General features: G+C 57.6%; 20 protein-coding genes. 15 read left to right on the top strand and 5 right to left on the bottom strand.

Annotated elements, in window-relative coordinates:
• The first annotated feature begins 29 nt into the window (after positions 1 to 29).
• The 5 genes from ACSEXW_RS07255 (at position 30) to ACSEXW_RS07235 (ending at position 5,367) form a co-directional block, all read left to right on the top strand.
• The gene (locus ACSEXW_RS07255; RefSeq protein WP_438445441.1) at positions 30 to 1,817 is read left to right on the top strand and encodes an aminoglycoside phosphotransferase family protein; all 1,788 of its coding nucleotides are present in this window, start codon (positions 30 to 32) and stop codon (positions 1,815 to 1,817) included.
• 31 nt (positions 1,818 to 1,848) lie between these two features.
• On the top strand, positions 1,849 to 3,141 hold the full coding sequence (locus ACSEXW_RS07250; protein WP_438445440.1) for a radical SAM protein: 1,293 nt from the start codon (positions 1,849 to 1,851) through the stop codon (positions 3,139 to 3,141).
• The gene (locus ACSEXW_RS07245) at positions 3,122 to 3,583 is read left to right on the top strand and encodes a pyridoxamine 5'-phosphate oxidase family protein (protein WP_438445439.1); all 462 of its coding nucleotides are present in this window, start codon (positions 3,122 to 3,124) and stop codon (positions 3,581 to 3,583) included. Before ACSEXW_RS07250 ends, ACSEXW_RS07245 begins: the two co-directional genes overlap by 20 nt.
• Positions 3,584 to 3,795: 212 nt before the next feature.
• Entirely contained in the window at positions 3,796 to 4,746 is a 951-nt protein-coding gene (locus ACSEXW_RS07240) for a glycoside hydrolase family 43 protein (protein ID WP_438445438.1), read from the top strand.
• Between the two features lie 39 nt (positions 4,747 to 4,785).
• Entirely contained in the window at positions 4,786 to 5,367 is a 582-nt protein-coding gene (locus ACSEXW_RS07235; protein WP_438445437.1) for a GNAT family N-acetyltransferase, read from the top strand.
• A gap of 36 nt (positions 5,368 to 5,403) precedes the next feature.
• Here the strand turns inward: ACSEXW_RS07235 and ACSEXW_RS07230 are convergent, their stop codons facing one another.
• A complete protein-coding gene (locus ACSEXW_RS07230) occupies positions 5,404 to 7,743 on the bottom strand; it encodes a helix-turn-helix domain-containing protein (RefSeq protein WP_438445436.1) in 2,340 nt (779 codons plus the stop codon).
• 306 nt (positions 7,744 to 8,049) lie between these two features.
• Here ACSEXW_RS07230 and ACSEXW_RS07225 point away from each other — a divergent pair, with 306 nt between their 5' ends.
• The 4 genes from ACSEXW_RS07225 (at position 8,050) to ACSEXW_RS07210 (ending at position 16,068) form a co-directional block, all read left to right on the top strand.
• Complete coding sequence (locus tag ACSEXW_RS07225) at positions 8,050 to 9,618, top strand: extracellular solute-binding protein (RefSeq protein ID WP_438445435.1); 1,569 nt, start codon at positions 8,050 to 8,052, stop codon at positions 9,616 to 9,618.
• A gap of 86 nt (positions 9,619 to 9,704) precedes the next feature.
• Positions 9,705 to 10,604, top strand: a complete 900-nt coding sequence (locus ACSEXW_RS07220; RefSeq protein ID WP_438445434.1) for an ABC transporter permease — start codon at positions 9,705 to 9,707, stop codon at positions 10,602 to 10,604.
• 19 nt (positions 10,605 to 10,623) lie between these two features.
• Positions 10,624 to 11,493, top strand: coding sequence for a carbohydrate ABC transporter permease (locus tag ACSEXW_RS07215; RefSeq protein WP_438445433.1), 870 nt, complete (start codon positions 10,624 to 10,626; stop codon positions 11,491 to 11,493).
• Between the two features lie 57 nt (positions 11,494 to 11,550).
• Positions 11,551 to 16,068: an Ig-like domain-containing protein gene (locus ACSEXW_RS07210; protein WP_438445432.1), complete on the top strand. Its 4,518-nt coding sequence runs from the start codon at positions 11,551 to 11,553 to the stop codon at positions 16,066 to 16,068.
• A 96-nt stretch (positions 16,069 to 16,164) separates the two neighbouring features.
• Here ACSEXW_RS07210 and helD read toward each other — a convergent pair whose 3' ends face one another.
• A complete protein-coding gene (helD, locus tag ACSEXW_RS07205) occupies positions 16,165 to 18,609 on the bottom strand; it encodes an RNA polymerase recycling motor HelD (protein ID WP_438445431.1) in 2,445 nt (814 codons plus the stop codon).
• Between the two features lie 252 nt (positions 18,610 to 18,861).
• On the opposite strand from helD, the gene ACSEXW_RS07200 reads away from it, so the two are divergent.
• Entirely contained in the window at positions 18,862 to 19,095 is a 234-nt protein-coding gene (locus ACSEXW_RS07200) for a hypothetical protein (protein WP_438445430.1), read from the top strand.
• A gap of 53 nt (positions 19,096 to 19,148) precedes the next feature.
• Here ACSEXW_RS07200 and ACSEXW_RS07195 read toward each other — a convergent pair whose 3' ends face one another.
• Positions 19,149 to 19,460, bottom strand: a complete 312-nt coding sequence (locus ACSEXW_RS07195) for a transposase (protein WP_438445429.1) — start codon at positions 19,458 to 19,460, stop codon at positions 19,149 to 19,151.
• 188 nt (positions 19,461 to 19,648) lie between these two features.
• Here ACSEXW_RS07195 and ACSEXW_RS07190 point away from each other — a divergent pair, with 188 nt between their 5' ends.
• The 5 genes from ACSEXW_RS07190 to ACSEXW_RS07170 all read left to right on the top strand — a co-directional run bounded on the left by ACSEXW_RS07190 (position 19,649) and on the right by ACSEXW_RS07170 (position 24,625).
• Positions 19,649 to 20,914 carry a hypothetical protein gene (locus tag ACSEXW_RS07190; protein WP_438445428.1) on the top strand — a complete coding sequence of 422 codons (1,266 nt, stop codon included), beginning with the start codon at positions 19,649 to 19,651 and terminating at the stop codon, positions 20,912 to 20,914.
• An 80-nt stretch (positions 20,915 to 20,994) separates the two neighbouring features.
• Positions 20,995 to 21,717 carry an ABC transporter ATP-binding protein gene (locus ACSEXW_RS07185; RefSeq protein WP_438445427.1) on the top strand — a complete coding sequence of 241 codons (723 nt, stop codon included), beginning with the start codon at positions 20,995 to 20,997 and terminating at the stop codon, positions 21,715 to 21,717.
• On the top strand, positions 21,704 to 22,456 hold the full coding sequence (locus ACSEXW_RS07180; RefSeq protein WP_438445426.1) for an ABC transporter permease: 753 nt from the start codon (positions 21,704 to 21,706) through the stop codon (positions 22,454 to 22,456). Before ACSEXW_RS07185 ends, ACSEXW_RS07180 begins: the two co-directional genes overlap by 14 nt.
• 13 nt (positions 22,457 to 22,469) lie before the next feature.
• Positions 22,470 to 23,903, top strand: coding sequence for a sensor histidine kinase (locus tag ACSEXW_RS07175; protein ID WP_438445425.1), 1,434 nt, complete (start codon positions 22,470 to 22,472; stop codon positions 23,901 to 23,903).
• A 20-nt stretch (positions 23,904 to 23,923) separates the two neighbouring features.
• Positions 23,924 to 24,625: a response regulator transcription factor gene (locus ACSEXW_RS07170; RefSeq protein ID WP_438445424.1), complete on the top strand. Its 702-nt coding sequence runs from the start codon at positions 23,924 to 23,926 to the stop codon at positions 24,623 to 24,625.
• Between the two features lie 34 nt (positions 24,626 to 24,659).
• Here the strand turns inward: ACSEXW_RS07170 and ACSEXW_RS07165 are convergent, their stop codons facing one another.
• Both ACSEXW_RS07165 and ACSEXW_RS07160 read right to left on the bottom strand, forming a co-directional pair.
• Positions 24,660 to 25,532, bottom strand: a complete 873-nt coding sequence (locus ACSEXW_RS07165; RefSeq protein ID WP_438445423.1) for a carbohydrate ABC transporter permease — start codon at positions 25,530 to 25,532, stop codon at positions 24,660 to 24,662.
• A gap of 25 nt (positions 25,533 to 25,557) precedes the next feature.
• Entirely contained in the window at positions 25,558 to 26,511 is a 954-nt protein-coding gene (locus tag ACSEXW_RS07160; RefSeq protein ID WP_438445422.1) for an ABC transporter permease, read from the bottom strand.
• Between the last annotated feature and the right edge of the window lie 13 nt (positions 26,512 to 26,524).

Below are 26,524 nucleotides of genomic sequence, written 5' to 3'. Positions count from 1 at the left end.
AGCCTAAGGGGAAAGAGGGAGGGAAAACCATGCGTATGGTGCAGGTGGTGGAGCATAGGCAGGAATTCCTGGAAGGATTCTATTTCAACCCTACGGTCTTGGAAAAATCAGGGCCCGGCTGGATCATCCGCGCCGGCCTCTCCCAAGCCAAGCCCCACTACCACATGGGCCCGAAGATTTCGCACTACCATTACCTGATCTTCGTGGTGGAGGGGGAAGGGCGGCTCCTTCAGAATGGCCAGAGCTACCCGCTGGGTCCGGGTGACGTCTTCTGCTTGTTCCCGAACACGCCACACGAATATTTTACGCTGAAGCATGCTCCGATGCTGACCATCTGGGTCGCCTTCGACGGACGGCAGATGCAGGAGCTGCTGGGCCGGGCGGGCTTGACCCCCCAACTGCCCGTGGCCCGCCGGGCGTTGAGTCCGGAGCTCACCGGCCGGTTCGAGAGCTTCTTCGAACAATGCCGTTCCCCCGGGAAGGCAGATCCGGATTTGTTCCGGCTGGGCTTCTTCTACGGATTGTTCGAGAGCCTCTCCGCAGCGCACGAGCGTCCCGGCCACCGGGACTGCCCTGCGGAATCCTGGCTCCAGCGCGGGGCGGAGTACATTCAGATGCATTATGCCCAAGGCATTACCATCGATAACGTCTCCTCCTACGTCTCCATCGACCGCACTCACTTTACCAAGAAGTTCAGCGAACGATTCGGCATCTCCCCGGGCAAGTACCTGCAGCAGCTGAAGCTGAATGAGGCCAAGCGTCTCTTGACGGAGACCGACTACAAGCTGGCGGAGGTGGCGCGTCTGGTGGGCTTTCCCGATCTGTTCACCTTCTCCAAGAGCTTCAAGAGGGCATACGGGGCTCCACCCAGCGATTACCGGCCGGGAGGAGAGAGCAGCCGTTCCATCCCGGAGGGATTCCTCCGCCGCATAACAGCCGTTCACGGCAAGCCGGGTGAGCAGTGGTATCATGATCTGCCCCGGCTCTTGACCTATTGCAGGATCAAATGGAACATGCGGGTGCTTCCGCCGTTTCCGTCGGACGGCAGCAGCTACGTCGCTCCCGTCGTCTTCCAGAACGGGATGGAGGCCGTGCTGAAGCTGGGCTACCCTTGCAGGGCCCAACGGTATGAGATCGAGGCGCTGAAGGCATTCGATGGCCATGGGACCGTCAAGCTGCTGGATGCAGAGGCCGACAGAGGCGTCCTGCTATTGGAGAAGGCCGTGCCGGCAGTGCCGGGTTTATCCCTGGCGGGAATCGGCAGCGAGGAAGAGATCATCCGGATCGCCGCCCGGCATATCCGGGTCTTGGGTGCCACCGAGTGGAAGCCTCTTGACCACCCCCTCTTCCCGAGTACGTCGGACTGGGCCACCGAGCTGGAGGAGATCCGGGCCGCCGGACCGGCCACCGGCATCCCCGGCGAGCTGGCCGTTCTGGCAGAACGCGCTTTCCACCGCCTCCATGCCGGAGCGCTCCAGCTTCGTCTTCTGCATGGCAATCTGAAGCCGGAGCATCTCTTAGCCGCCAAGTCGGGCTGGACGTCCATCCACCCGAAGGGCTTGCTGGGGGAATGGGTCTACGAGGCCATCCCTTTCGCCGTCCGGCGGCTGCCGGAGCAGGCGGAAGAAGCGAGGATTCTCTTGAGGCGGCGGCTTCACCTCTTTGCCGAGGAGCTGGGCTGTGAGGTTCAGCGGCTCCTGGCATGGGGACTGTGCCATACGGTGTCCGCAGCCTGGCACCGATTGCAATTTCGAGGGGAGGGAGGGTCGGAGGAGTTGCGTGCCGCCCATCTGTTAGCCGAAGAATGGAAACCTTGAAATGAAACTGAATGAAAGGGGCCCTCCTGATATGGGCATATCCTTCAGAACCACAGGAGCGGGACGCGCAGAGACCGTTCGGGAAGCCATCGAAGCCTATCCCGACGTATCGCCGTTCGTTATCCTGAAGACCGATGTGATGCGCAGATCACTGCGATACACCGAACGGGCGTTGAGCAAGCTGGACAAAAGTATCCATCAATACCAACAGCGGGTGCTGATTGGCTCGAACGGGGCAGAGGGGGCCGACGTTCCGGTCTCCTTGCAGCTGAGAGACGGAACCTCCATCATCATCATGCCGAATCTACATGCGGCGAATCCCTATACGGTGGACGAGATCGACGGGAAGCTGTTTCTGACCGATCAAGGCCGGATCGTCGAGGAAGTGGAGTATTGGTACAAGCCGGATTACTACGACAAATTCACAAGCTCAGGCACCCCCATGTGGCAGGTGGCCTCCGCCCGGCCCCAGCGGATCGATATCGACCCGAACAGCCATTGCTACTTCTGGGACGGAGGCGGCGGCTGTAAGTTCTGCAACATCAACGCCAACTCCACGAGGAGCCGGAAGGAACGCAACATGGCTGTCCGGCTGAAGGCCCAGGATGTCTATGAGACCGTCCGTGAAGCGCTGAAGCAGCCGGGGCTTCTGACGAACATCAAGATGAGCTCCGGCTCCATCCTGAGCGGGCAGGAAATCCTGGACGATGAGGTGGAGCTGTATATCGAGATGCTGCAGGCAGCCGGTGCCAACTTCAAGCATAAGAAATTTCCCAGCACCATCGTGGCCTCCGCCTTCAGCGAGAAACAGCTGGCCCGGCTCTATGATGAGACGGGGCTGATGACCTACACCTCCGACATCGAGGTGCTGAACGAGCGTCTCTTCTCCTGGATCTGCCCGGGCAAACACAGATTGATCGGCTATCCGGAATGGAAGCGCCGGATTGTGCAGGCGGTGGACATTTTCGGCAGAGGGAATGTCAGCAGCGGGATTGTGGGAGGCGTGGAGCTGGCTAAGCCCCACGGCTTCCAGTCCGAGGAGGAGGCCTTGGCCGTCGTGCTGGAGGAGGCGGAAGACCTGGCAAGCCGGGGGGTCAGCGTGGTGCATACCGTCTTCGTGCCCATGCCGGGGTCTGCGTTCCATAACCAGACCGCTCCGTCCCTTGATTATTACGTGAAGCTGTCCACTGGACTGAGCACCCTCCGCAAGAAGTACCAGTTGAACATCGACATGGACAATTACCGCAAATGCGGGAACCACCCCGATACCGACCTCGATCGGATCGACGAAGGGAGCTACCGACATGTCCTATCCGCTGGATGAAGCTGTGCAGGATCTTCTGAACGATGATCAGGCTGTGAAGGCGCTGGCCACCACCGACCGGTCCGGCCAGCTCTATGTAACGGTCGATGCCTCGATCCACCTGGACGGGAAAGGCCGGATTCTCTATCTGGAGCGGTTCGAATCCTCGAAGACCCACACTTGTCTAGTCAGCAGCCTATGGTTCAACCGCTTGGCGGCGTTGTGCATAAGCCGTGGTGACCTCCGTTATCATCTGCAGGTCCGGCCTGTTCAATCGGTGATCTGCGGTCCCTTGTTCGAATCCTATTACAGACGCGCCCTAGCCGAACGGCCCGGCTCCGATCTCTCTACGGTCTGGATCCTGGAGCCGGTCTCGGTGGAGGATCACTCCTATGCCAGGCTGAAGGAGGAGGAGGCGCTCCGTCATCCTCTCTTCGGCCATCTGGATGTATGGGCAACATAACGGCCTTTCCCTTCATAAGCAATTTCGTTCCCCTGACTGCTTGCGGTCAGGGTTTCCTGCGTTTCATGGATAAGATGCGGGCAGCGCAATGTTTTTTCATTTTTCCTCTGTTATGGTTATGGGACATGCCGTAAAATAATGGTACTGCAATCATGCGATACATTTACATGCGGGGTACCCTCACTGGCCCCCCCAATAAGGAGATGGAACAAATGGAATCCAGCAAGCTGACGAAAGCAGGGAATAAGATCGATCCTTGGATCCTGAACCGGGCAGACCCCTATGTATGGAAGCACCATGACGGAACGTACTATTTCACAGCCTCCGTACCGGAATATGACCGGATCGTATTGCGGAAGGCAACAACGTTGGAAGGCCTCGCTGGCGCCGAGGAATCGGTCATATGGCGGAAGCACGAGCAAGGAGAGATGGGGGAGCACATCTGGGCGCCGGAGCTGCATTACATGGAGGGCAAATGGTACATGTACTTCGCCGCAGGAGAGGCCGAGAATAAATGGGCGATCCGTCCCTATGTACTGGAGTGCGGCGATGAGGATCCGATCGAGGGGACCTGGGTGGAAAAAGGGAAGATTGAATTGGACTTCGAGAGCTTTTCCCTGGACGCCACGACCTTCGAGCATCAGGGGCATAGATATCTCATCTGGGCTCAATACAAGGGAGAGGACAGCAACCTGTATATCGCCAAGCTGACGAATCCATGGACGATCTCCGGCCCCCAAGTCCTGCTGTCAACCCCGGAGTACGATTGGGAAATCCAAGGACATCGGGTTAATGAGGGGCCTGCGGTGCTGATCCGCAACGGCCGGATCTTCGTCACGTATTCGGCCAGTGCAACCGACCACCGATATTGTATGGGGCTGCTGGAAGCCTCACTGGCTGACGATCTGTTACATCCCCATTCCTGGAAAAAACATCCCCGTCCCATCTGGGAGACGAATGAAGAAACCGAAATTTACGGCCCCGGTCACAACTCCTTTACCGTAAGCGAGGACGGCCAGACCGATCTTATCGTGTTCCATGCCCGCCCGTATCGCGAGCTTGTCGGAGGTGCCTTGACGGATCCGAATCGGCACGCCCGTGTGCAAGCCTTCACGTGGAACGAAGACGGTACCCCCAACTTGGGCACGCCGGGGATTCGGTAAAGATGTAATAATATGATTTCGAAAAAAAGGAGACTAACCATGAACTTCAATTCGCCTGTCATGCTGGATTTTGAGGAGCAATTTGAAACGAACCGGTTAGTCTTGCGTTTACCCCTGGCGGGAGACGGGAAAGAAGTGAATCAGGCGATGATGGAAAGCCTGAATGAACTTAAGCCGTGGTTGATATGGGCGAATAGGGAGCAATCTCCGGAAGATACGGAGGCCATTATTCGCCAGAGCCATATCCGCTTCAAAGAAAGATCGGACTTGCGTTTTCACGGCTACATGAAGGATACGGGGGAGCTTGCATTTTGCGGGGGGCTTCATCGAATAGATTGGAATGTACGTAAATTCGAAATCGGATATTGGTTAAGAAGCAAATATGCCGGGATGGGACTTGCAACCGAAGCCGCTGCCGGCTTGGAACAATGGGCCATTCAGACATTACATGCCAACCGCATTGAAATTCATGTCGATCCCCATAATGATAAGAGTATAAAGGTTGCGCAGAAGCTTGGTTATCAGCACGAAGGAACACTCCGGTTCAATCAATGGAATTCCACGATGACACAATTGACGGATACCATGATATTTGCCAAGGTTCGTGGGTTGGATTATTAATGAACAGGCTGCCGCGGATCATCGCGGCAGCCTATTCTATTCCGACCGGTCCTTGCCTTGAGCCAGAAGCTGCTCCGCCGCGTGCTGCTGGCGGTATTGTCCGGGTGTCAGCCCGGTGCGGGATTTGAAGATCTTGTTGAAGTAGCTGACGTTGGCATAACCGATGTCCCTGCAGATCTCCTCCATCGTGAAGTGGGGCTGCTTCAGGAGCTCCATCGCCCGCTTGATGCGGAGCTGGATCAGATAGTCGTTGATGGTCATTCCCGTAGAATCCTTGAAGATGCGGCTCAAATAGGAGGTGCTGCGCTGGACGTATTCGGCCACCGTATCCACCGAGATGTTGTTGTTGAAGTTCGCATCCATATACTCGACAGCCAGCTGCAGAGTCACGTCCGTCATCTTGGAGCGCTTCTCCCGGTGGTAGGCGATGATTCTGCTGCTCATATCGAGCAGACAGGTCTCCATGTCCTGGAGGGTCTCCGCCTGGGCCAGCGCGTCCGCATAGGTTGGACGGTCGCCGAAGACGGCGGACATGTCCCCGCCGGTCTGCACCAGTGTCTTCACGATTTCCCCGCTCAGTTGAAAATACAGCTGCTGGATATTCGCCTTGCCCAGCTTCTTGTCGATGACGGTCCGTGTCACCTGCCGGATGACGGCGGCACACTCCTCCGGATCTGTCTGCAGAAGGGCCTGCAGCAGCTTCGTTTCGAGGGCATACGGGTAATAATAGGCTTCTTCCTCGGTCCTCCAGGAGCTTAAGATGGAGTAGGGCAGGATCTCGCCCTTGCCGATGTAGATCTTCAGATTCAAGGCTTCCAGCGTATCCTCATAGGCGGAGCGGACCGAGGCCTCGCCCGAATAGATCCGGCTGACCGCGATGGTCACGGACATGCCGTACCGGCTCAGGACGCGCTCCTTCAGCTGCTTGGCCTGCTCCTGTGGGAAGGCTTCGTCCGCTTCAGGCGGAACGGACAGGAGGATAACCGTCCGCTTGTCATCCTTGGCGAAGATCTCGCCGTCGAGTCCGGCCCCGAGCTCTTCCATCAGCCCGTAATGGAACAGATGGAAATGGAAGGTCCCGTCCGGTCTGTTCACCGGATAAGGCTCCTCCAGCTCCAGCGTCAACACGGCATATCGGGACAGATCCAGACGGAGGCCCAGGAGCTCCGCCGCGTGGTCGTTGCCGCCGGACGAGCCGTTGGGTCCGCCCTGAAGGAGATCGTTCAGATACTTCTCCTTGATGGCGGTTCGGTTATCGGTCAAGAGCTCCTCCACCTGCCGCTTCTCCTTCAAGAGTGTCTCACGGTTATGAGCCAGCTGCTCGAAGGATTGCCGGATGAATCCGGCTTCATCGCTTCTACGGGTTCCGTCCGAATCGCCGCTGCGCTGCCCCTCCTCCGATCCCCCGATGAAGGCGATGACGCTGGCAAGCGGCCGGTACAGCCGGCGGGACAGGTAGAAGGAAATGGCGAATGCGGCGGTGATATAGGTCACCGCAACGGCCAGCACGATGATCTTGATCCGGTCCATACCGTGGAGGAGGACGGAGCGTTCGGTAATGTCCACGTACTTCCATCCGGTCAGCTCCGAGGTCGTATAGGTAATAATGCGGTCGTCATCAATGTAGGAGCCGCTTCCGGCGGACAGCCGGTTCATGTCCAGCTGCTCCATCAGGGATTCGCCTGCGGCCGCCTCCGTGTACAGCAGCTCCCGGTTCGGCCCCAGGACCAGGGTGACGCCTTTTTTGTTATGATAATGGCTCAGATAGTCGGAGAACAGCAGATCCAGCTTCAGGTTGATGACGATGGCGCCCTCCACCTGCCCGATCAGCGGCATCTTCTGGAGCAGTCCCGTTGCGGGATGATCCGGTGCGAAGCCGTTGGGCCGTCCGGTAACCCATATTGTGCGGGAGGCCGTCTCCTGCTTCCAGATGTCCAGCCAGGACGGGTCGGCAAATGTGGACACCGGAGAGGTCTTCACCTCGGGTCTCGACGTTAGGATCAGCTCCAGCGGAGCATAATACATATAGATGGAATCAATATAGGGACTGATCTTCTTCTGTTCCTCGACGAAGCTGGTCAGATCGATGAGAGAGCTGACGGACAGCTTGCCCCCGATCGTGTGGTACAGATAGGATTGGGTGCCCATCATGCCGTTGGCCGCATTCTTAATGGAAGCCAGCTCCTTGTGGATCAGCTCCTGCTGCTGGGTCAGGATGGATTCATTGTAGCTGATGGCATTCCGGACACTATTGTCCGCCGAGATGGTGTACGTGACCGTGGCGATGAGGACGACGGTGATTACGGCGATGGCGGTCATGGACAGGAGCAGCTTGACGAACATGGAGCGGTTCTTGATCGTCCCGGTTCCCAGCACGGTAATCCCCCCTCTTCTTACTATATGGCAGCGTTTACATATCCGCCTTCATCAGGACTCGCTGACACGGTGATTATACCACAGAAGCGTTCACCGAACAGTCGGCAGCCCGAAAAACATAGGAAAAACGGAATAACATAAAGCGTTTCCAAGGGGCTCCGTGGCCAAAAACATAATCCGAAATCGAAAGAAAGGATTGTATCCAAGACCGGAGGGGTCTATCGTTAAGGATGTAACCGCTGCCACCACCCGGCCGGGAGATACCAGGAGGCGGACCATCAAATCGAATAGCAGGGGGAGATTCTTTTGCAGAAAAGAATCAAGACAATAAGCAGTGCCGTCCTGACGGCAAGCGTAGCGGCCAGCCTGTTGGCCGGCTGCGGCTCCGACGGGAAAGACTCGGGAGCAAGTGCAAGCCCTAACGGAAGCGCTGCACCGACCGCCAATGCCAAACCGATTGAAATCTCCTGGGGGGTTCACTTCCAAGCCACGGGCGTCGTAGCCGACACCGAAGTTCAGAAGTGGCTGGAGAAGAAATTTAACGTCAAGATCAAGCCGGTCAAGGTATCCGATGCCAGCATTGCCTCCGGCGAGATTCCGGATATCTTCATGCTGGGGGATCCCTCCAACGTATCGGCCTATCAGAACCAAGGCGTGCTCATGAGCCTCGATCCCAATATGCTGAAGGAAAAATTGCCGGAGTATTCCAAGGATATGGAGAAGAACGCCGCTCTGTTCCAGACGGTCACCTTCGATAGTAAGCTGTGGGCCATCCCCATGTTCATCGACCTGAAGCCTTACGATCTGGCGATGCTCTGGCGCAAGGATTGGCTGGATAAGGTCGGCATCACCAAGGTTCCGGAGACGCTGGAGGAATTCGAGAAGGCGGTCTATGCCTTCGCTCAGAAGGACCCGGACGGGAACGGCAAGAAGGATTCGTACGGCTTGACCGGCACCGCCACCTCCACCTGGTCCTCGGGCTTCTATTCGATCTTTGGCGCCTTCGGCGTGGAGCCCACCATGTGGCATGAGAAGAACGGGCAGATCGTCAACGGCTCCATCATGCCGGAGACCAAGGAAGCCGTGGCCAAGCTTCGTCAATGGTACGCCGACGGGGTCGTGGATCCGGAGTTCATCACCGATACGCAGGATTCGTACCGGAAGAAGTTCTACAACAACCGGGTCGGCGTCATCGAGGAGCAGATCGGCCGAGCCGCGGTAGAGGAAGGGGCCACCATCAAGGAGGTCAAGTCTCTGAACCCGAACGCCCAGGTTGCCCTGGCCAAAAATCCGAAGGGACCCGGCGGCGACGGCTCCTGGGACTGGGGCGTCAAGAGCAACTACATCGTGTTCGGCAGCAAGGTGAAGGATCAGCCGCAGAAGCTGGCGAAGCTGCTGGAGATCGTCCGTGCCGAGAGCTCGGATGAAGAAACCATCAATATGACCAGCCTCGGTGTGAAGGGAACCCATTGGGACTTCACCCAAAGCGGAGCCACCTCCGGTGCGACCAAGTTTCTGACCGGCTTCGAGAAGGTGGAGCAGCGCGATCAAGTCGGCGTCCGTCTCTTCAACCTGGGCAACATCACGACCCGCGCTTACCGCGAGAAGTATTCCAATCCGAAGCTGAACGACGCGATCAAGGCGCTGAGCTCCTCTCCCCGCCAGACCGACGCACTCTTGTTCGCGGCTCTTCCGTCCGACGGCAAGTACAAGAAGGACCTGACCTCGCTTATGCAAAAGTACTTCGCCCAGATGATCAGCGGGGAGATTCCGCTCACCGATTGGGATAAATACGTATCGGAATGGAAGGCCAAGGGCGGCGACCAGCTGACCAAGGAAGCCAATGACATGTATCAGAAGCAGTTCAAGAAGTAAAGGCAGGCCCATAAATCAGACGGTCTATAGGTAACCGGGGCCCTCGCGCCCCGGAGCCGGACCGAATCTCGGTAGGGAAGTGCGACATGAAAACCATACGAAAACACGGCGAACTGTTGGCGCTGTTTCTCTTTTCGTTTGCGTTCTTCTTCGTGTTCAAATACGGCCCTCTATACGGCGTCATCATCGCCTTCAAAGAGTTCCGGGTTGTGGACGGAATATGGGGAAGTCCGTGGGTGGGATTCCAACATTTTCAAGAATTGTTCTCAAATTCCGATTTTTATCGTCTTCTAAAGAATACTCTGCTCTTAAATCTGTACCTGCTGCTCTGCGCCTTTCCGGCACCGATCATCCTGGCGCTTCTCCTGAACGAGGTGAAGTCCAAGGGGTTCCAGAGGTTCATCCAGACTACCATGTACCTGCCCCACTTCGTATCCTGGGTCATCATGTCCGGTCTGGTCATCTACTTCCTGTCTCCAACCTCAGGCTTCGTGGCTGACATCATGAAGTGGTTCGGAATGGAGCCCATCTTCTTCATGGGCAAGAAGGAGTATTTCCGGCCTATCGTGGTGGGGTCCGCCATCCTGAAGGACTTGGGTTGGAGCTCCATCATCTACTTCGCAGCTTTGGCGGGGATCAACCCGGAGATGCACGAATCGGCCATCATCGACGGTGCCAACCGTTGGCAGCGGATCATCAACATCAATATCCCCTCGATCCTGCCGACGGTATCGATTATGTTCATCCTGACGCTGGGCGGCTTCCTTAGCGCCAACTTCGAGCAGATCATCAACCTGCTTAATCCGGTCACCTACGACACCGGCGATGTGATCGACACCTACGTCTACCGGGTCGGCCTGCAGCAGTTCCAGTACAGCTATACGGCAGCCATCGGATTGTTCAAATCACTGGTGGGGCTCCTGCTCATTCTTGGCGCCAATCTGACCGTCAGGAAGCTGAGCCGGGGGGAGAACGGATTATGGTAAAGGCAGGAGGAATCGACGCATGAAGTCCAAAAGATGGCAGGACAATATCGCTCCCGGCATCATCTATCTGGTGTTGACCGCACTTGCGCTGGTCGTGGTGTATCCGTTCATCCATGTGGTGTCCGTCTCCTTCAGCGGACGCGGCGAAGCTCTGCGAAGCGGCTTCCACTTCATCCCGAGGGACGTGCAGTGGAGCGCATATCGGGAGCTGCTGGATTACCCCACCATATGGACGGGGTATGCGAACACGCTGTTCCGGATGGCGGTCGGCACGAGTCTGACGCTGCTTGTCACCGTCTGTGCCGCATATCCGCTGTCGCGCAATGATTTTCCCATGAAGCGCGTGCTGGTGCTGCTGCTGCTGTTCACCATGATCTTCGACGGCGGAATCGTTCCGAACTATCTCCTGATGAAGGAGCTGCATCTCCTGAATTCCCGTTGGGTGTATGTTCTTCCGACGGCGGCCAATGCCTTCCAGGTGCTGGTCATGATCTCCTTCTTCCGGTCCATTCCGGATGCGCTGGTGGAGGCGGCTAAGATCGACGGAGCCCGGGATCTGCGGATTCTGTTCCGCATCATCCTGCCGTTGTCCATTCCGTCGCTGGTCACCATCGGGCTCTGGTCTCTCGTCCATCACATCAACGCGTTCATGGACAATCTGCTGTACGTCACCGACCAGACCAAGTTCGTCCTTCAGCAGGTGGTGCGGCAGATTCTGATCGAGAACAAGCTGGATCCGTTCACAACGGCAACGGAGACGGCCCCGCCCGCACCGGAGAGCCTGAAGATGGCGGCCGTAATCGTATGCTCGTTCCCGGTGCTCGTGATGTACCCCTTCTTGCTGAAATACTTCGAGAAAGGAACGATGATCGGATCTGTAAAAGGATGAGTCCGGGGGACCGTACGGTCCCTTTCGGATATACATTATAAATGGAGGGATAGTTATATGTGGAAAAGAAGGATCGCGGTCTTATGGGTCATCGTCCTGCTGTTAGGCGTGATGCCGATTCAGGGCGCCTTTGCGGCGGAAGCGGCGGATCCGGGCGCGGTTTTTGTGGTATCGAATAATGGAAGCGATTCCAATCCGGGAACCGTCGAGGCTCCCTTCCAGACGCTGGAGAAGGCCAGGGATGCGATCCGCCAGCTGAAGCAGGGGGCCGGTCTGCCGCAAGGCGGGGTTACCGTCTATCTGCGGGGCGGCACCTACAACCGGTCGGCCAGCTTCCTGCTGGAGGAGCAGGATTCGGGCACGGCGGATAAGCCGATTCACTACCGGGCGTTTCCCGGCGAGAGCGTCAGGCTGGACGGCGGCCTGGAGCTGGCCAAGAACTGGTTCACTCCGGTAGCGGACCCGTCGGTTCTGAACCGGATCATCAGCACCGAGGCGCGGACCAAGGTGCTGCAGGCGGACCTGAAGTCGCACGGCATCACCGACTACGGCGTGCTGAGCCGCCACGGCTATTACAAGGCCAATGACGTGAGCCAGGTTCCGCCGATGGAGCTGTACATAGAGGGCCAAGGCATGACGCTGGCCCGCTGGCCCAACAACGGCACGGTCCAGATGGGAACCATCCTGGATAAGGGGCCGGACCGCAAGTCCCCGGATCTGCAGACCCGGGGCGGCACCTTCACCTACACCTACGAGCGGCCGGATCTGTGGACCCAGGCGGAAGACATCTGGCTGGACGGTATTTTCGGCTATAGCTGGGAATGGTCGTACAACAAGATCGCCGCCATCGATACGATCAACAAGTCCATCACTCTGGCATACGGGGAAATGAGCGGCCTCTTCAAGAACTGGTACCCCGACTTCCACTTTGCCCAGAACCTGTTGGAAGAGCTCGACATGCCCGGAGAGTATTACATCGACCGGACGAAGGGCGTGCTCTATTTCATGCCGACGGCGGCCTTTGCAGCAGCCGAGAACCCTGAGATCACCGTCACCATGCTGAAGACGCCGATGATCAATGCGGTCAATGCTTCGTTCATCACCTTCGAGGACCTGATCCTGGAGAACGGCCGTGATTCGGCGGTGGTCATCATGGGCGGCGACAGCGTGCGCCTGGTGAACTGCGAGATCCGCAACTTCTCCAACGGCGGGGTGCAGATCAATACCCCAAGCCGGTGGCTGTACAATGACTTCGCCAAGGCGACGGGCGTGAACCACGCGGTCATCAGCTCCCACATCCACCATATCGGAGGCACGGGGGTCATCCTGAACGGCGGAGACAGGCTGACGCTTTCGCCGGGCAACAATGCGGTGGAGAACAGCCACATTCATGATTTTGCCTACTACCACAAGGCTTACAACCCCAGTGTCATCCTGACCGGAGCCGGCAACCGGGTCACCCATAGCGAGATCCATGACGCTCCCCACCCGGGTATTCTGATCTTCGGCAACGACCACCTGGTGGAATACAACAACATCTATGACGTCTGCAAAACCTTCTCGGATCTGGGAGCCATCTATATGAACCTGGGGGCTGCGCCGCAGGAGAGAGGCTCGGTGATCCGGCGGAACTACTTCCACAACATCGGTGAGGGCAAGGCCGGCGTGCAGGGTGTCTACCCCGACAACTTCACCATGGGTCTCACGATTGAAGAGAATATTTTCTACCGGATGGGCAATTCGGCCATTCTGAACAACGGCGGTGCCCACATCCGCACCAAGAACAACCTGTTCATCGATGCCAAGGTGCCGTACGAATTCGCGGATTTGTACCTCGGTGACGGTCCGGATCAGCAGATCAACAAGAATTACATGGGCCCCTGGCACGACCTGTTCCAGAAGTACAACAATTTCGAAGGGATGCCGCATTTGGTGAAATATCCGGAGCTGGCTCACTTCTTCGAGGAAAACCGCTATTATCCGGATACCAACACCCTTCAGGGCAACGTGGTGTATAATCCGACCAAGTCCCGGAGCGGCACGAACGCCAACGGAGCCGTGGATAAGCTCAACTTGGTCCAATATTCGGGCAACTGGGTCACCGACCGGGACCCGGGCTTCGTGAACCTGGCCGGCGGCGATCTGAACCTGAAGGCCGACGCAGAGGTATTCCAGAAGATCCCGGGATTCCCGGCCATCCTGTTCAGCGAGATGGGCACGCAGGGCAAGGTCGGCCCCTATCTGACTCCGGATGTCATTCCGGTCCAAAGCGTGAAGCTGTATGACCACCAGATCACCATGGGTGTCGGCAAGACGGTCCCCCTGTACAAGGCCGTGCTGCCGTGGAATGCCACGAATCCGAAGCTGGTGTTCACCTCCAGCGACCCCAACGTCGTAAGAGTGGATGCAGACGGCAAGCTGAAGGCAATCAATATGGGCCATGCGATCGTCACGATGGCATCCGCCGAGAACCCACAGCTAAAGGATGAGGTTCAGGTGACGGTGGAGGTAGGCGACGGAATCATCGATTATACCACCTTCGAGAACGGCCGCAACAGCTGGCCGAGCGATGCGAACCGCAGCATCATCCAGATGGATGACGGCAGCAATATGTATAAGCTGCTGAAGGGTGCCACGGCCCTGAATGAGAACGACTTCTACAATTATGAGCTCAACTTCAAGCTGAAGACGCCGCCGGTGATTGCGGATGCGGCTACCTTCTACGTCTTCGACCGGCTGAATCCAAGCGGTAACGGGGGCCGGATCGGTTACCGGAAATACGCGGACGGCACCTCCGAGTGGATTCTGTACAATGCGGCGTGGGGGACGGTAAAGCAGAACAAGCTGGTGGCGCCGGATCTTCTCCCGGACACGACGTACAAGATGAAGATCATCGTCAAGGGCCCCGAGATCAGCGTCTATGCCGACGGCAAGCTGAAGCTGAAGGCCACCGACCCCACGTTCAACGCCTCGGGCAAGGTCGGCTTCTACGCAGGCGGCTTCAGCTACCTGCTGTTCGACGATGTCAAGTTCACGGTGCCAACCACGGATGTGGCCGGTCTCCTGTTGGAAGAGACCAGCGCCAATATGGTGATCGGGGAGCAGCTGCCGCTTCACGTCAGCTTCGATCCGTCCGACGCGGCCAACCGTACGGTCACCTGGCAGTCCTCCCGTCCGGAGATTGCGTCCGTGGATGCGAACGGCGTGGTTACCGCCTTGGCCCAAGGGGTGGCGGACATCACCGTGACGTCCGCAGCCAATCCTTCGGCTACCGCCTCTGCCCGAATCGATGTGTCGGATGTCATGCACTTCACCAACTTCGATTCGGGGGCCAACGGGTGGCCGGTGGACCCGAACCGCAGCATCGTGACGGTCAACGGCAACAAGATGTACCGGATTGTGAAGGGGGCATCTTCGCTCCATCCGAAGCTGTTCACGGATTACGATCTGAGCTTCAAGCTGAAGACGCCGGCAGCGTCGCCGGATTTGGGAACGTTCTACATCTATGACCGCCAGGTATCTGGCGTGTCGGGCAAGATCGGCTATAAGAAGCTTGCCGACGGTACCTCCCAATGGCTCTTGTATAACGGAACGTGGGGGGTCTTGAAGACTGTGAATCTGCCGTACGAGGACCTGCTGCCCAATACCGAGTACCAGATCCGGGTGATGGTCGACGGCGCCAACATTCGCGTGTTCGTCAACGGCCAGCTCCGGCTGGAAGGCTCCGATCCCAAGCATAATCTATCCGGTACCGTGGGCTTCTACGTGGGAGGCTTCAGCGAGTTCTGGTTCGATGACGTGAAGTTTGCGCTCCTTGACCGGACCGCTCCCGTAACGGCTGCCGCCGTCAGCCCGGAGCAGCCGGACGGCACCGGCGGCTGGTACGTTCACCCCGTAACGGTTGCGCTGACTCCCCAAGACGGCGGCACGGGTGTGACGGAGAGCGTGTACAGCCTGGATGGAGGCACAAGCTGGCTGCCTTACAGCGGTCCCGTGACCTTCGGCCAAGACGGTTCCCACTCGATGCTGTACCGCTCCATAGACCTGGCAGGCAACCGTGAAGCACCGAAGACCATGAGCCTGAAGCTGGATCGCTCGGCTCCGAATCTGTCCGTATCGGAGTCCGTCTATGGGGCCCATGCGAATACGGAGACCTTGACCTTCTCCTGGACAGCAACCGACGAGGGCTCCGGGTTAGATCCGGCTCGAACCATCGCCATGCTGGACGGCCGGACGGTACAGCAGGAAGAGGCGGTTGCGCTGTACACGCTTCCGCTGGGCTCCCATACCTTCACCGTCACCGTCGCGGACCAAGCGGGGAACAGCAAGAGCTCTGCAGTCACCTTCTCGACGAGTGCAGATCTGAACTCACTGAAAGCACTGATCCCGATCTTCCGGGGGCTGTCCTGGATTGACAATCATGGAATGGCCAACAGTCTCTTGAAGAAGCTGGAGCACGGTCAGACGGCGGCCTTCATCCATGAAGTCGAAGCCCAGAGCGGCAAGCACATCCGTGCGGAAGCCGCCGGTTACCTGCTCAGGGATGCCCGTGCTATCTTAGCGCAGGGATCATAAGGAAGAGTCCGCATAGAAAGGGGTGGATCCAAGGCTGCCATAACCCGGCAGAGCTCTTGGACCCACCCCTTTTTCGACGGCTGGAACGCCCGTATATTATTCCGCCGGAGGCTCATCCATACCGCATGGAGTCATCCGCTCGAACAAGTCCGCGCTTACGGCTTGAATGAACGGACTCCACGCTCCGGTGGAATAGAGGAAGAGCCGGTGCATGGCCCGGGTACAGGCTGTGTACAGAAGCTTGCGTTCGTAGTCCCGCCCATATGCCTCCCGCGATGCTTCATAGAGGAGCACCGCGTCGAATTCCACTCCCTTGGCGAGATAGACGGGAATGACGAATGTCCCTTTGCCGAAGGCAATCGATTCCTTCGTCAGGAGCTGCAGCTCTTCGCACCCGTGTCCTTGCAAGGCGGCATAGGCCTCGCGGCTCTCGGCCGCGGTCTTCGTGATGACCGCGATCGTCCCGAAGCCTTCGGCCCGAAGCGCCGCAAGGTCTTGTGCCACGCGGGCGTCACGCTGGGCTCCGCAGCCGAATCCGGCCAGCCGGGGCTTGGGGCCTCTCCTGTCGAAGGGAAGGATCTCCGGCCCGCCCGGAAGGAGCGCCTTCGTAAACCCCACGATCTCCCGGGTAGAACGATAGCTGCGCGACAGGCGGATCATCCGGGTTGCCTCCGGTCCGTACAGCTGTGCAAGCGGGGAATCGGGCTCGTCAAGCGGGGTGGACTGGACGTAGATCGCCTGCCCGAAGTCTCCCAGCACCGTCATGCGGGCGCGGGGAAACAGGTTCTTGAGATACTTATATTGAAAGGCGGAGTAATCCTGCCCTTCATCGACGAAGACATGCCGGATCTCGGGATTCGTCCGGCGTCCTTCGATCAGCTCCTTCAGATACAGATAGGGCGTCGCATCCTCATAATAGCATTCTCCCCGCGCGAGCTTCTCCCTGGTCTGCTTGCAGATGTCGGTCCATAAGGAGGGAAGCCGGGTTTCGTTCGTCATCTCCCGGTAGAGGGCTTCATCGTCGAACAAGCGGGCGTACAGACCGGCGGTGTCGATGAAGGCCATCCTTCTGACACTCCGCCGGATCGGCTTGAAATGCTTCTTCACGATGGATTGGCCCAAGAGTTCCTCTTCCCGGATGGCAAAATCGAAGTCGCCTTCATCTCCGCGGCGCTTGTTGCTGATCTTCTCGTATACGGCGGCGTAATGCTCGGCAAGGTCCATAACTTCCCGGTCCTTGTGCAGCTTGCCGAATACCTCGGCGTAATCCTCCGAGTCCAGAACCTGCATTTCCTCCTGGACCCAGGACGCCTTGCGCTCCTCGCGTTCCAGCGCAGACAGCTCCTTCAACAGCCACTTCTGCAGGAGTTCGACCCGGTTGGCCAGACGCAGGGAGGAGTCGGTGCTGTAGAATTGCGCGGCAATCTGCTCGGCTGTGATCAGCTCGCGGCCGTGCAGACGAATGGGAAGGAACCGCATGCCTTCCCGTCCCAGCCATTGGGCATAATTCTGCAGCGCGAGCAAGAAAGCGGCGGAAGCCTTGTAGGGAATGCCCTGCAGCCGGGCCTCATACCCGGGGGTGGAAGAGGAGCACAGCACATATTCGATCTGGTCGAAGGGATCCTCGGGTTGGAAGGCCGGACGGATCCAATATTCGAGATACTCCTGCAGGGTCGTCTGCTGCATATTCTCCTCGCCAAGCTCAGGCAGAACGGTGGAGACATAGCTGTTGAAGATCGGATTGGGGGAGAACAGTATAATTTGATCCGCCTTCAGGGTGTCGCGGTGTTTGTACAGCAGGTAGGCCACCCGCTGCAGGGCGGCGGAGGTTTTGCCGCTGCCGGCGGCTCCTTGCACGACCAGCATGGAGCTACGGTCCTCGCGGATGATGGCGTTTTGCTCCTTCTGTATGGTAGCCACGATGCTTCTCATCTGGGAATCCGCACCCTTGCCCAGCACTTGCCGGAGCAGCTCGTCGCCGATCGTGACGCTTGCGTCGAACATATGGCGGAGCTGTCCGTCCTGAATCTGATATTGGCGCTTCAGCTCCATCTTCCCCGTAATCGTCCCGGCAGGAGTGATATAAGAGGCGGGACCGGGCGAGCAGTCATAGTAGAGACCTGCAATAGGAGTGCGCCAATCATACACCAGGAATTGAAGGCCGTCTGCGTCCATGAAGGAAGACACCCCGATATAGACCTGCTCGCCCTGCTTCAAGCCATCCTCCAGAAAGTCGATCCGTCCGAAGTATGGGGAGGGGAGGAGACGGTTCAAGCTCTTCCACTGCTGGGCCAGAAGCCGGTGGCTTCGCTCCCGTTCGGACAGGACGGCGGCCTGCTGTCTGATCGTATAGAAGGTTTCTTCGAACTCTTCGTCGGTGCTCGTATTCACGGTTACCTCATCCCAGAATCGCTTGCGGATCTCCGAGGCTTGATCATACAGCCCGGCCACCACCGGCTCCAGCTCGCTGATCCGGCCGGCCAGCTTCTCCCTGACCTGCTGCAGCCGTTCTCGTTCTTCCTGCCATTCCTTCTCGTCCATCGTTCTTGAACACACTCCTTCTGTCTTCAGACTGGATCCAAAAGAGGGCCTTGACATAGAGGGGGTCATTACGGTACAATGAAATTAGAATAGGAAATCTGTGTTTACATACAACCCTAATTTCAGTTGTGCTTTTCATTTTAGCACAATGCATCTTTGTGTTCAACGCATATTTATCAGGCTAAGCTTGGCTCTCGGGCCAGGCTTTTTTTATGCAGGTAGTCAGGTCATATCGGTTATGAGGGGACAAGGATGAAGAAGAAGATAGGGGTTTCCATCGCCGTGATTTGTATGTTGGCCTCGCCTTATTTCATAAGTCGGCAGACGGCCATTTCTAAAGTAAAAAGGACGAATGTGAACTGTGCGATTGAAGAAACGACGTTATATTGGTTCCGGCTTGCCCCTTATTGGAAGATTACGTATAAACAGCAGGATTCGGAGAAAACCGTTCTATTGGATGTTTGGGGGCAATATTTCGCAGGATAGGGGAATCGAAACGAAGAGGCCGGACGGTTGATCCACCGTTCCGGCCTCTTACCTTATTCCGCTGCCGCTCTGCGTTCCCAGGTCTTCAACAGGATCTCCGCCAGGATGCGATAGATGCCGTACAGACCCAGATACGCCCCGGCTGACAGAAACCAGGGATCCAAGAACAGCTTATGGATTTCGGTCGTCAGTACGGTATGATGCCGATTGATTCCGTAGACGGCCAGTCCGCTCCAGATGCCGAATGTAAGCGCCGCAGCCAAGGCCAGCAGATCATATGCGGAGCGGAGTCCTTCCCTGCTCACGCTCGTTCCCCACATGGCCAAGGGAATCAGCACGGTGCCCGCAACGATGAGAAGTGCCATCGTTTCCACCTCCATCCCCAGCATCGGCCAAGTCCGAAGCTTTCATACTTTCATTCGATTGGGAATGAGGGTCGGGGACGAGTTAATACTTTGTTAAGATGTGCTTTAGAATTATTCAATACCCCCCCTTTATAATCGGAGATAAGGAAACGTTTCCCCATTATGAACCAAAGGAGATTAGAGTGGATATGAAGCTGAGCAAAAAAGCCGTAACGGCCCTGACATTTACGCTAGGAACCTGCATCTTCTTCTCGACCGCCTTCGCCGATTCCTTGATCGGCTCCGGCTATGACCGGCTGAAGGACACCATGAAGGGTACGGCCGCCCAGATGGAGAACGGCCTCGGGAACTATACCTTAGAAGCGGTGTACGCCCTGAAGGACAATGGTCAAACGCTTCTTCAAGGCTCCAGCCTGTCGAAGATCAACACGGCGGATAAGGCGCTGGAGGAAACCAGGCGCACCCAATACGGGAATACGGAGACCTACAACAGCTACTCCTACACGGATAAGAAGAAGTCCGTCTACAAGAGCGGCGAGGATGAGATGTACTATGTGACGGAGTACGCCGGCGAAGATAACCGCCGGGAGCCGTTCGCGAACCCCTTCAAGGAAGAGGGAGCGCCTGAGATCGAGAAGATCTTCGATGCCCTGATGGGCAGCCTGAAGGACTACGTTCAGGCGGAAGACCGCTCCGACGGCGGCAAGGTGTATTCCGGCAGCCTGACGGAGGCGCAGGTACCGGCCCTCGTCAACGCGGCAACATCCTTCGGCATGAAACGGATGATCGCGGATGAGAACCGCTCCCAACGGGAGGTGAGACTGCCGGTCATGGACAGCGACATCTACGTGAAGAAGGTAACGGGGACCGCTGCCGAGAACAAGAACGGCGTCTTGGAGAACATGACCGGTGACGTGACGCTCTCCGGCAAGGATAAGGCCGGGGTGGTGCATGAGCTGACGCTGTCGTTCATGCTGAAGCTCTCCGACGTGGGACGCACGGTGATCACTCTGCCGGATCTGACAGGAGCCAAAGTGGAGAAATACACTGGAGGCATCGGGTTCAGCAGCATGTACATCGGGACCTACAAGAACGACATCATATTGGAGAAGAACGGCCAATTCGTGAAGGCCGGAGAACGGATTCTGGAGATCACCAGCGTGGACCAGAATGTGGTGAAGGGCCGTTACCACGAGACCGTCAAGCCGGAATTCAAGCAGGAGCTGCCGGATCCGTACGATTTCAACATTGAGTATGCGACGGCCGGTACGAAGAATGCACGGCCCGCCTTCACCTACACCAATGCGAAGGGTGAGACCGAGAACGGCCAGCTGTTCCCGAGCGGCGACGGACGAATCTACGTCAACCTGAGCATCGAAATTGTGGATGAGAATACCACCAGGTCCAACTCCCGGCCGCATTTCAATGGTGAACTGATTCGGGTATTCGAGTAACCGATAGGCCATACGTATGACAAGAAGGGAAGCCGCTCCGGCGGCTTCCCGATCCTGCTAGCAAGGAGAGGTTGCAGCACATGGGCATAGCAATGGAGATTACCGGATTGACCAAGATGTATTCGAACGGGCGTGGAATCAGCGATCTGAACCTGACGGTGGATGAGGGGGATATCTTCGGGTTCCTCGGGCCGAACGGAGCGGGCAAGACCACGGCCATGAAGATGATGGCGGGACTTCTGAAGCCGGACCGGGGGCAGGCACACATTTTCGGAGCCAGCGTTCAAGAGAACTACGTGGAGGCCATGCGGCATGTCGGCTGTATCATCGAAACGGCCGAGTCCTTCCCCTATCTGACCGCCAACGACAACTTGAAGCAGTTCGCCCGCTATTATCCCGAGGTAGACCAGACTCGGATCGACGAATGCTTGGAGCTGACCGGCATGCTGAAGTACAAGCATGAGAAGGCGAGAAAGTTTTCCCTCGGCATGAAGCAGCGGCTGGGCGTCGCGGCCGCCATCCTGTCCCGCCCCAAGCTCTTGATCCTGGATGAGCCCTTGAACGGATTGGATGTGGAGGGCATGCTCCAGATGCGGAAGCTGATTCAGGGCATGGCCCGGGAGGGAACCACCTTCTTCATCTCCAGCCATCTGATCCATGACGTGGAGCTGACCTGCAACCGGATCGGAGTTGTATATGGAGGCAAGCTGGTCAATGCGGACTACACCCACAACATCCTATCCAACTATTCGTCTCTAGAGAATTACTTTGTCAGCGAGGTGGACCGCAATGGCAGGCTTTAAAGCCGCTTTCGTCAACGAAGCCGTAAAGCTCCTGAAGAAGAAAAAAATGATGGCCTCCGCCATCTTCTCCATATTGGCCGTCCTGGTCGGGCAAGCTGCCGTTACGGCGATCCAGCACAGCCTGGGCCTGCGGGTCGCGGGCAGCACGGAATTCCCGTTGGTGGTCCTGTCGATCATGACCTACACGATCCTGCCTCTGTTCGCCACCTTCGTGGCGGTGGACATGTTCAACGGGGAATTCTCGTCCAACACCATGAAGCTGACGCTCATGAGACCCGTATCCCGGTTCGGGGTCTTCTGCGCCAAGGTCTTGAATCTGGCTCTCTTCATCGCCGTGAACCTGCTGTTGGTGCTGGTCCTGTCCCTGATCGCAGGCCTCCTGTTCAATTGGTCCACGGCCAGCTTGATGGGCGTGTTCCGGGTTATGCTATCGTACGCGGCGACCTTTTTCCCCGTCTTCGTCTTTTCCTTGCTGGTGGTGCTGCTGTCCAACGTCATCCGAAGCGGGCTGGCCGTCTTTCTCTTAGCGGTTCTGGCGTTTATCGCGTTTAACGTATCGGGCGTCATCTTCTCCCGCTATTCCAGCTTCTTCATTACCTCCATGTTCGATTGGTACACGCTTTGGATTTCGGACGCCTTCAACTTCTTCAAGCTCCTCCGCCAGGCCCTGATTCTGCTGGGGTGTGGTATAATGCTGTTTACCGCAGGCTTCGCCCTGTTCGACAGAAAGGATCTATAAGAAGGGATCGCACATGTACCTGACGAAACGTTTTTTCGGCTTGAATCTGCTGACCGTCCTGCTCTCCATCGGCTTGACGGCGCTGGCGACCGTGATTTTCACCGCCGTCTATACGAAGTTCCTGGGCCGTGAAGTCTATCTGAACGAGATGAAGCGGATGTTCGAGGTGAGAGCGGGCATCCACGAGCTGGCGCGGGATATGCAGAAGCTGTCGTTCGACCAGCTCTTGAACCCGGCCGTCCAGCAGGACCTGTCGCTACGGGTCCAAGCCTGGGGAGCGGATGCGGTGCTGCTGAAGAACCGGGAGACGGTCTTCGCCACCAAGCCGTTCAACCAGATTGATCTGGAAAAAGGCCTGCTGCTGACGGACGGCGCCGCAGAAGGGGAAACCATGAACTTCGGCGGTCACGCCTACTTCTTCGAACATGTGCCGTATGCGCTGCCGTCCGACGGCAGCGGTGTCCTGCTGCTGCTGTCGCCGGTCAAGCTGAACCTTGGCTTCTACAAGGTGCTGTTTCTTTTTGCCGCCGGGTTCTTCATACTCACGCTGCTGCTCCTGAACGTCTGGGTCTCCTACCGGTTCTCCAGAGCCGTCATCCTGCCGGTATCCCGTCTGAAGAACGCAGCGGCGAAGATCAGCGAAGGGGATCTGAGCGGCGGCATCGCCGAGGAGGGCGAAGGGGAGGTCCGGGAGCTCTGCAGGGCTCTGGAGCTGATGCGCATCAAGCTGAAGGAATCGGTGTATCTCCAGGAGAAATACGATGAGAACCGGAAGTTCCTCGTCTCCAGCATCTCCCATGATCTCAAGACGCCCGTCACCTCCATCAAGGGATATATCGAGGGCGTTCTGGATGGCGTCGCCCAGACCCCGGAGAAGCTGCAGGAATACCTGGAGACCGCGCGCTCCAAGGCGGTGCTGGTTAACACGATGATGGACGATCTGCTCTTGTACTCCTCGCTGGATCTGAACCAGCTGCCCTATCATTTCGAGCCCTGCGACTTGAAGGGCTACTTCGAGGACTGCGTAGCCGATCACCGCTACGAATATGACCAAGCAGGGATCGCCCTGGAGCTGGCCGTAGAGCTGGAGAGGCCGGTAACAGTCCGAATCGACCGAGAACGGATGAGGCGGGTGATCCAGAATATCCTCGACAACGCCGCGAAATACATGAACAAGCCTGACGGGCGGGTAACCGTGATCTTAAGAGAGACGCGAAGCTCCGCCATCATAGAGATTCAGGACAACGGAAGCGGCATTCCCGAGGAGGATCTCCCGTATATCTTCGAACGGTTCTACCGGGTGGATGCAGCCCGGAGGAACGCAAGCGGCAGTGGTCTCGGCTTGGCCATTGCCAAACAGATCGTAGAAGGGCATGAGGGGACCATCTGGGCCCGGAGCAAGGCAGGGGAAGGGACCCGCATGATCCTCTCGCTCAAAAAAGGGTAGCAAAAAGCATGGAGGCTGGAATGAAGAGGATTCTGATTGTGGAAGACGACCGGAGTATCGCCAATCTGCAGCGGGATTACCTGGAGCTCTCCGGGTATGGGGTGCGGATCGTGTCCAGTGGCAGGGAGGGCCTGGCGGCTTTGAAGGAAGAGGCGTTCGACCTGGTGATTCTGGATATCATGCTTCCGGGCATGGATGGCTTCGAGGTGCTGAAGACCATCCGGGAGCATGAGCTACTGCCCGTACTCCTGGTATCGGCCCGGGGCGAAGAGCTGTACAAGATCAAGGGGCTGGGCTTGGGAGCGGACGATTACATCACCAAGCCCTTCAGCTCCGGCGAGCTGGTGGCCCGGGTCCATGCCCATCTGCAAAAATTCGAGCGGATGAAGGAGCGGTACGGGAACGGAGCGGTGCAAGCCCTCCCGCGGCTGCAGATCCGGGGGCTGGAGATCGAGAAGGAGGCCCGCATGGTGCTGGTCAACGGGCAGGAAGTGTCGCTGACGCAGAAGGAGTTCGATCTGCTGCTCTTTCTCTTCCAGCATCCCGGCAGAGTCTTCGGGAAGGAAGAGCTGTTCGAGCGCATCTGGGGCATGGATGCCATGGGGGATATCTCCACGGTTACGGTGCACATCGCCCGGATCCGCGAGAAGATCGAGGAGAACCCGTCGAAGCCCCAGTACATCGGAACGGTCTGGGGAGCCGGGTATAAGTTTCTGACATAGGGGAGCGGCCTTGGGCCCTCCCCTTTCTGTTATTTTACCCCTTGATGGAACCGACCAGCGCTCCCTTGGCAAAATACTTCTGCAGGAACGGATAAATCAGCAGAATCGGTATGGTGGACACGACGATGACGGCCATCTTGATGGTCTGCTCCGGCGGCTTGACAAAGTCGCTGCCGGTGTCTGCGGCGATGCCGGACGCGGCGATGACGATCTGTCGCAGCAGCACCTGGATCGGCCACATATTGGCGTCGTTGATGTACATGATGGCGCTGAAATAGGAGTTCCAGTAGGTCACCGCGTAGAACAGGGAGATGGTGGCCAAGGCCGGCAGGGACAGCGGCAGGACGATCTTGAACAGGATGCCGAAGTCTCCGCAGCCGTCGATCTTGGCGGATTCCTCCAGCCCCTCCGGCAGCCCCTGGAAGAAGGCTCTTAGGATGATCAGATTGAACGCGCTGATGGATACCGGAAGAATCAAGGCCATATAGGAATCGATCAGATGGAGATTTTTGACCACGAGGAACGACGGAATCAGCCCGCCGTTGAACAGCATGGTGAATACGATCATCAGATTGATGGTCTTGCGTCCGTCCAGATCGCGGCGCGTCAGTCCGTAGCCCATGAAGGAGGTCAGGGTCATACTGATGAGCGTACCCAGTCCGGTTACCAGGATGGATACGCCCATGGCCTGGAACAGCGCATTTGTGGACAGAATGTACTGATAGGCCGTCAGCGTCCAGACGGTTGGGAACAGGACGAAGGGCTTGCGGGCCAGCTCCTCCGCGGTGGTGAAGGAGCCGGCCAGCACGTGCAGGAGCGGGAGCAGCGTGACGGTCCCGACCAGGGTCAGCAGCAGGTAGTTGGTGACGTCGAACAGCCGGCTGCCGAGGGTTTTATCTTTTTTCATAACTTGAGGCCTCCTTGGATGCGGCTTAGTAGACGCCTTCTTCGCCGAATTTCTTCGCGAGCCAGTTGGAGCCGAGCACCAGAATCAGGCTGATGACGGACTTGAACAAGCCGACGGCGGTACTGAAGCTGAACTGCCCCTGCTTCAGGCCGGCGGTATAGACGAAGGTGTCCAGAATCTCGGCCACGTTCTTGTTCATGGAGTTCAGCAGGAGGAAGATATGCTCGAAGCCGGTATCGAGCACGCTGCCGACCTTCAGGATCAGGAGCACGATGATGACTGTCCGGATGCCCGGCAGGGTAATGTGCCAGATCTGGCGGAACCGGCCGGCGCCGTCGATCCGGGCAGCCTCGTTCAGACCGGGGTCGATGGAGGCCATGGCGGCCAGATACACGATGGTTCCCCAGCCGGCCTCTCTCCAGATGACCTGAATGATGTACATCGGGCGGAACCAGTCGGCGTTCATGAGGAAATTGATGGGCTCAAGCCCCATGGAGGCCAACAGCTCGTTGATAATGCCGCCGTCCATGGTCAGCATGACGAACGAGATGGAGACGACGATGACCCAGGACAGGAAGTGGGGGATGTAGACGATGGTCTGGACGGTCCGCTTGAAGAAGCTGTGGGACACCTCGTTCAGCATGACCGCCAGCAGGATCGGCACGGGGAAGTAAAAGGCCACGTTAATGACGAAGATGACCAGCGTGTTCTTGAAGATGTTCCAGAAGTCGGGATCTGAGAAGAGCCGGTCAAAGTGCTTCAGCCCCACCCACTCGCTGCCGGTGATCCCCTTGAACGGCAGGTAATCCTGGAAGGAGATCACCAGGCCCAGCATGGGGACATACTTGAAGACCAGGAAGTAGATCAATCCGGGCAGAATCATCAGATAGATGGATCGGTTGCGGATCACCCGCTTCCAAAAAGCGCTCTTGGGCGCCAGGTAAGCAGGCGGTTGCGATTTGACGACGGTTTGGTTCAAGGGCAGCCTTCCT

Origin of the sequence: Oryzibacillus soli (assembly GCF_051594765.1) — a bacterium.
GTDB lineage: Bacteria > Bacillota > Bacilli > Paenibacillales > NBRC-103111 > Paenibacillus_AR.
Note: the sequence above shows the minus strand (reverse complement) of the source record. Positions and strands in the feature narration are given on the sequence as shown.

Coding starts and splice junctions, on each gene's coding strand:
- ACSEXW_RS07255 (WP_438445441.1), top strand. CDS start 30: ATGCGTATGGTGCAGGTGGTGGAGCATAGGCAGGAATTCCTGGAAGGA.
- ACSEXW_RS07250 (WP_438445440.1), top strand. CDS start 1,849: ATGGGCATATCCTTCAGAACCACAGGAGCGGGACGCGCAGAGACCGTT.
- ACSEXW_RS07245 (WP_438445439.1), top strand. CDS start 3,122: ATGTCCTATCCGCTGGATGAAGCTGTGCAGGATCTTCTGAACGATGAT.
- ACSEXW_RS07240 (WP_438445438.1), top strand. CDS start 3,796: ATGGAATCCAGCAAGCTGACGAAAGCAGGGAATAAGATCGATCCTTGG.
- ACSEXW_RS07235 (WP_438445437.1), top strand. CDS start 4,786: ATGAACTTCAATTCGCCTGTCATGCTGGATTTTGAGGAGCAATTTGAA.
- ACSEXW_RS07220 (WP_438445434.1), top strand. CDS start 9,705: ATGAAAACCATACGAAAACACGGCGAACTGTTGGCGCTGTTTCTCTTT.
- ACSEXW_RS07215 (WP_438445433.1), top strand. CDS start 10,624: ATGAAGTCCAAAAGATGGCAGGACAATATCGCTCCCGGCATCATCTAT.
- ACSEXW_RS07210 (WP_438445432.1), top strand. CDS start 11,551: ATGTGGAAAAGAAGGATCGCGGTCTTATGGGTCATCGTCCTGCTGTTA.
- helD (WP_438445431.1), bottom strand. CDS start 18,609: ATGGACGAGAAGGAATGGCAGGAAGAACGAGAACGGCTGCAGCAGGTC.
- ACSEXW_RS07200 (WP_438445430.1), top strand. CDS start 18,862: ATGAAGAAGAAGATAGGGGTTTCCATCGCCGTGATTTGTATGTTGGCC.
- ACSEXW_RS07195 (WP_438445429.1), bottom strand. CDS start 19,460: ATGGCACTTCTCATCGTTGCGGGCACCGTGCTGATTCCCTTGGCCATG.
- ACSEXW_RS07190 (WP_438445428.1), top strand. CDS start 19,649: ATGAAGCTGAGCAAAAAAGCCGTAACGGCCCTGACATTTACGCTAGGA.
- ACSEXW_RS07185 (WP_438445427.1), top strand. CDS start 20,995: ATGGGCATAGCAATGGAGATTACCGGATTGACCAAGATGTATTCGAAC.
- ACSEXW_RS07180 (WP_438445426.1), top strand. CDS start 21,704: ATGGCAGGCTTTAAAGCCGCTTTCGTCAACGAAGCCGTAAAGCTCCTG.
- ACSEXW_RS07175 (WP_438445425.1), top strand. CDS start 22,470: ATGTACCTGACGAAACGTTTTTTCGGCTTGAATCTGCTGACCGTCCTG.
- ACSEXW_RS07170 (WP_438445424.1), top strand. CDS start 23,924: ATGAAGAGGATTCTGATTGTGGAAGACGACCGGAGTATCGCCAATCTG.
- ACSEXW_RS07165 (WP_438445423.1), bottom strand. CDS start 25,532: ATGAAAAAAGATAAAACCCTCGGCAGCCGGCTGTTCGACGTCACCAAC.